This is a genomic window from Pseudomonas sp. P5_B2 (assembly GCF_056400445.1).
On sequence record NZ_JBFULH010000293.1, the window covers coordinates 1 to 5159 of the forward strand.

The window sequence follows — 5159 nt, forward strand, 5'->3', positions numbered from 1 at the left end:
GGGATGGGGTGTACAGAAAACCCAATGTGTCGGCGCTGCCGATCATCAAGGTCGACGCCAGTTCCGCGAAATGCTTGAAGGGGGCCGTTACGCGCACTTTTTCGATGCGCAGAGCAGCGCCAGTGGTCGCGAGGCTGACAACCATCAGTTTCAGGTACTCTTTCGTCGATAAAATACCCTCTTGGCGCTGGAGTAGAAGCTTGAGGTGGAACGCATCGCGCAAGCCTTCGGTGAAAAACGCCCGGCGTGACAGCCCATGGCTCATGTCGCTGTTCCAGAATAAATCGAGCTGGCTGTGCAAGTGGGGGGTGAAACTTTGAGCGATCTCTTTCAAGGCACTTTCCCATGCCAGGTTATCGACGTCGCTGCTAATGTCGTGCGCGGGATGGGCAAAGACTCTGGAGTCGCCAGTAGGCCACTGGTTGGTGAGGTAAAAGTGAAGGAGGGCATCAGTGAGTGAGAGCGAGGAAATCGTGTGTTGATCTTCGCTGTCATCGAAAGTCGACGCCGTACGGAAAAAGCTCTTGAGTCGGGTCAGTCGCTGATCCAATTTGGGGAAGGGCTTGCGTAACGCGTTGTTCAGGCTGTCGTTGAGCATCGATTGCAGGCTAGGCGTTTTAAGCAACTCGGCCATCATTGCCTTGATGTTCTGAGTCTGATTGCTGTCAAGAGTGAGTTGTTGGTCCTGGAATACCGCGCCTTCGATTGTATTGGTGGAGATGTCAGGTGTTGCGGCGGCGGCCAGGACGCAGCGCTGCTCGATGGAAAGAAAACGCAACAGTTCACCCTTGCTGGTGTCCGACGCCAGCCAGTCCTTGAGCTTGCTTTTAAGGTCTTTGATGTCCGCGAACTTGGTCAGGCCCTTCCATGGCGTGTAGAGCGTGACTTCTCCATCGTTGGGGCGGCTCATGGCGAAAGTGCCGGCCAATGGAATATCCGTCATGTCCGGCGCACTCAGGATCAGCCGGGAAACTTCCATCGGGGCTTTGGGCGCGGTACGGGTTGCGTCGGTCGCCAAATAAACGTTCTGAATCCATTTAAGGTCGTCTTGCGTGAAGTTCAGTGCTTTTTCGCGGTCACCGGGGTGTCGGGCATTGGAGGCAATGCGTGCCTCGTCGAAAAAGTACGGCAATGGGGGAGCTGTCATGTTTATCCTCGATGCGCAGTGATCGGTAATTGCAGTCGTTCAGTCGAGGAAAAACAGTAAGCCCGCTGGAACGCTCGGGTGCGGTACATATTGCTTGAGCCGATCAGTCTGTTGAGGCTTGACAGGACGCCCGTACAACAGCGCTTAATCGGCGACTTTTTCAGGTTGCCCTGCAACCTCGCTTCACGCTGTTGCCCGTACTCAATAATAAAATTGGAGCTTCAGATGACCGTATCGCCCGAAATGGCCGTCAGTTCGAACACCCAAACGCTCGATTTCGACGCGCTCGTTCAACTGCTCGAACAGATTTTTCTGCGCCATGGCACCTCTGCCGAGGTTGCCCGGACGCTGGCCCTCAATTGCGCTGGTGCCGAGCGCGATGGTGCTCACAGCCACGGTGTGTTCCGTATTCCCGGTTATGTCTCGACGCTGAACAGCGGCTGGGTCAATGGCCAGGCCGTGCCGGTGGTTGAAGACGTCGCCTCGGGGTTTGTCCGGGTCGATGCCGGCAATGGTTTCGCCCAGCCGGCGCTGGCGGCTGCACGCGCCCTGTTGGTGGAAAAGGCTCGCAGCGCCGGCATTGCGGTGCTGGCTATTCGCAATTCACACCATTTCGCCGCGTTGTGGCCGGACGTCGAACCGTTTGCCTATGAAGGGCTGGTGGCGTTGAGCGTGGTCAACAGCATGACCTGCGTGGTACCCCACGGCGCTGATCGTCCGTTGTTCGGCACCAACCCGATCGCCTTTGCTGCCCCTCGGGCTGGCGGCGAGCCGATTGTGTTCGACCTGGCCACCAGCGCCATTGCCCATGGCGATGTGCAGATCGCAGCACGCAAGGGCGAACGCTTGCCGGTAGGTATGGGCGTCGACAGCCTTGGCCAGCCGACGCAGGACCCGAAAGCGATTCTCGAAGGCGGCGCACTGCTGCCGTTTGGCGGGCACAAGGGTTCCGCGTTGTCGATGATGGTGGAATTGTTGGCGGCCGCGCTGACCGGCGGCAATTTTTCGTTTGAGTTCGATTGGTCAAACCATCCAGGGGCCAAAACGCCCTGGACCGGTCAACTGTTGATCGTGATCGACCCGAGCAAGGCTGCCGGGCAGAATTTTGCCGAGCGCAGTCAGGAACTGGTGCGGCAGATGCACGGTGTGGGACTCAAGCGCCTGCCGGGTGATCGACGCCATAAAGAACGGGCCAAGTCTGGTTCGCAAGGCATTACGCTCGACGCCGGGACGCTGGCGAACCTGCGAGAACTGGCGGGGCTGTAATACCTGGAAAAAACGCATACAAGAAAAAGGCGAGCCCGTGGCTCRCCTTTTTACGCTGTAGAACCGTACCGCTTAACGCCGACCGAGCAGCAACCCAACCACCAGACCGAATCCGGCGGAAATAGCCACGGTTTGCCATGGGTGCCCACCAATGTAGGTTTCGGTGGCATCGAAGACAGGTTGGGTACGGTCACGCACACGGTTGACCGAATCCCGAGCCTGCTGGAGTTTCAGGGCGATTTGCTCGCGCAGGGTCTCGGCTTCCTCACCGACCAGTGCGGCGCTGCGGGTCAGCAGTTTTTCCGACTCTTCGATCAGCGTTGCCAGCTCGCTGAACGCCAGTTCCTTGGATTGGTCTTCGGCGACTTGTGCTGCGGTTTTCCGAGCCATTGAGGTACTCCTTGCATGTAATCAGGCAGTGAATAATGGAGTCTAGCCCCGGCGGAAAAGTTGCAGAGAGTTTTTCTCGTTGACCCTCGCTGGATAGAAAATTCCTGAGTCAGACGTTTCCTCCTACAGTGTAAGATGTCGCCTATTTACGCAGCAGGAAATTCCCATGAGCTTCAATCTGGCCGATAAACCCCTCGCCGAGCGCGCTGCGCTTGAAGATGAAAAGTCCCGTCTGTTCGACCTCTGGCAAAGCAACCTGGGCAAATCCAAGGGTGAAGCAGCGCGCTTGTTCGGTGAGCGTGCCAAGCGCAAAGGCAAGTGGGCCGAATGGGTTCGTACCGAACTTGACGCGATGTCGCCGCCGGAATACGCCAACATGGTGCGCAGTGAAGTCAATCGCCTCATGGCGGCCAACAAGTAAGTCCGGCTTTCAGGCAAAACACGCGACAATCGCTTCGCGCACTTTCAGTACCACCGGATCGAGCTGGGTGCTGGTGCGCCAGCCCAACTCAATCGGATAGCGCGGCAAGGCCAACGGGCAGGGCAGCAGCACCAGCCCACTGAGCGCCGCGATGCTTTGCGCGGCATGCGCCGGAATGGTCGCCACCGCCTGACTGCCCTTGAGCAAATGCGGTAGCGCGGCAAAATGCGTGGTCGACGCACACACCCGGCGACTCAGCCCCAGCGCTGCCAACCCTTCGTCGGTGATGCCGATAAAACCGCCGGACGACACCAGAATGTGTTCGCGCGCGACGAACTCGTCGAGGCTGATGACGTGTTGCCCTTCGGTCAGGCTGGCGCGATCCACCAGACATAAATACCCGCCTTCTCCCAACACCTGACGACTGAGCAAGCGCTCGGCAAATCCGCCAGCGGTGATCGCCAGATCGATACTGCGCTCCATCAAGGCGTGGGCCACGATCTGGCTGTGGGTTTGCCGGAAGATCAACCTCAGCTTCGGTGCTGTTCGGGCGATTTCTTCGATCAGTCGGCGGCCATAGGCAATTTCGAAATCATCCGACATCCCCACCGACACTGAGCGGCCGTCGTACTGATGGGCTGCCGGATCGACCATCGCCAGGCTCTGGCGGCATTTGTTCAGCGCGTCGCTGACCACCGGTTTCAATTGGTTGGCCTTGAGCGTCGGCGCCAAGCCACGACCGGTGCGCACGAACAGCTGATCGCCATACACCTCGCGCAGCCGGCGCAGCGCGGCACTGACCGCCGATTGCGTCACGCCCAGGCGTAGGGCCGCACGGCTGGCGCTGGACTCTTCATGCAGTGCTTCGAAGACTTTKAGCAGGTTGAGATCGACAGTGGCGATATTCATGGTGTTCATATCATTCAGCAGTGAGTCGGGCTTTATTCATGATCCCGTGGCGTCGGAGTATGGGCAATACCTGATGCCACTGGAGTGACTGCAATGCCGAAGTCAATCGTTGCCGCGCTGCAAATCGGCGCTTTGCCCGGTGGCAAGGCCGACACCCTGGAGCAGATTCTTGCCTGGGAAAACGCCATTACCGAGTCCGGGGCCCGATTGGTGGTGATGCCCGAAGCGTTGCTCGGCGGTTACCCCAAGGGCGAGGGGTTTGGCACACAACTGGGTTATCGACTGCCGGAGGGGCGTGAAGCGTTTGCCCGGTATTTCGCCAACGCCATCGACGTGCCTGGCGTCGAGACTGAAGCCCTGGCCGGGTTGTCGGCGCGTACTGGGGCCAATCTGGTCATCGGTGTGATTGAACGCGCGGGCAGCACGCTGCATTGCACGGCGCTGACTTTCGACCCGCAGGCGGGACTGATCGCCAAACACCGCAAGCTGATGCCCACCGGCACCGAACGGCTGATCTGGGGCAAGGGCGATGGGTCGACGTTACCGGTCATCGACAGCCAGGTCGGACGAGTCGGCGCAGTGATTTGCTGGGAAAACATGATGCCKCTGCTRCGCACSGCGATGTACGCCAAAGGCATTGAAGTGTGGTGTGCGCCGACGGTGGACGAGCGCGAAATGTGGCAAGTCAGCATGCGTCACATCGCCCATGAAGGGCGCTGCTTCGTAGTCAGCGCCTGTCAGGTGCAGGACTCGCCGCAAACCTTGGGCGTGGAGATTGCCAACTGGCCGGCGGACCGGCCGCTGATTGCTGGCGGCAGTGTGATTGTCGGGCCGATGGGCGATGTGTTGGCGGGGCCGTTGCGTGATGGACCTGGCTTGTTGACGGCTGAAATCGATACGGACGACCTGGTTCGCGCCCGATATGACTATGACGTGGTGGGGCACTATGCGCGGCCGGATGTGTTTGAACTGATTGTGGATGAACGCGCCAAACCCGGGGTCCGATTCACCCCATAACCCCTTGTG

5 protein-coding genes and 1 pseudogene are annotated in these 5159 nt (G+C 59.2%); 3 read left to right on the plus strand and 3 right to left on the minus strand.

All coding sequences use genetic code 11. From position 1 onward, the window contains the following. Positions 1-1147: pseudogene (locus AC1DRJ_RS18660) on the minus strand (dermonecrotic toxin domain-containing protein); the annotation flags it as partial. A 225-nt stretch (positions 1148-1372) separates the two neighbouring features. Here AC1DRJ_RS18660 and AC1DRJ_RS18665 point away from each other — a divergent pair. Beyond that, positions 1373-2413 carry an Ldh family oxidoreductase gene (locus AC1DRJ_RS18665; protein ID WP_477803459.1) on the plus strand — a complete coding sequence of 347 codons (1041 nt, stop codon included), beginning with the start codon at positions 1373-1375 and terminating at the stop codon, positions 2411-2413. A gap of 72 nt (positions 2414-2485) precedes the next feature. Here the strand turns inward: AC1DRJ_RS18665 and AC1DRJ_RS18670 are convergent, their stop codons facing one another. Continuing rightward, positions 2486-2803: an ElaB/YgaM/YqjD family protein gene (locus tag AC1DRJ_RS18670; protein WP_477803460.1), complete on the minus strand. Its 318-nt coding sequence runs from the start codon at positions 2801-2803 to the stop codon at positions 2486-2488. Between the two features lie 166 nt (positions 2804-2969). Here AC1DRJ_RS18670 and AC1DRJ_RS18675 point away from each other — a divergent pair, with 166 nt between their 5' ends. Then, the gene (locus AC1DRJ_RS18675; RefSeq protein WP_477803461.1) at positions 2970-3224 is read left to right on the plus strand and encodes a hypothetical protein; all 255 of its coding nucleotides are present in this window, start codon (positions 2970-2972) and stop codon (positions 3222-3224) included. Positions 3225-3233: 9 nt separating this feature from the next. On the opposite strand, the gene AC1DRJ_RS18680 is transcribed toward AC1DRJ_RS18675, so the two are convergent. Beyond that, complete coding sequence (locus AC1DRJ_RS18680) at positions 3234-4142, minus strand: LysR family transcriptional regulator (protein WP_477803462.1); 909 nt, start codon at positions 4140-4142, stop codon at positions 3234-3236. An 84-nt stretch (positions 4143-4226) separates the two neighbouring features. On the opposite strand from AC1DRJ_RS18680, the gene AC1DRJ_RS18685 reads away from it, so the two are divergent. Continuing rightward, a complete protein-coding gene (locus AC1DRJ_RS18685; RefSeq protein WP_477803463.1) occupies positions 4227-5150 on the plus strand; it encodes a carbon-nitrogen hydrolase family protein in 924 nt (307 codons plus the stop codon). Positions 5151-5159: the final 9 nt, after the last annotated feature.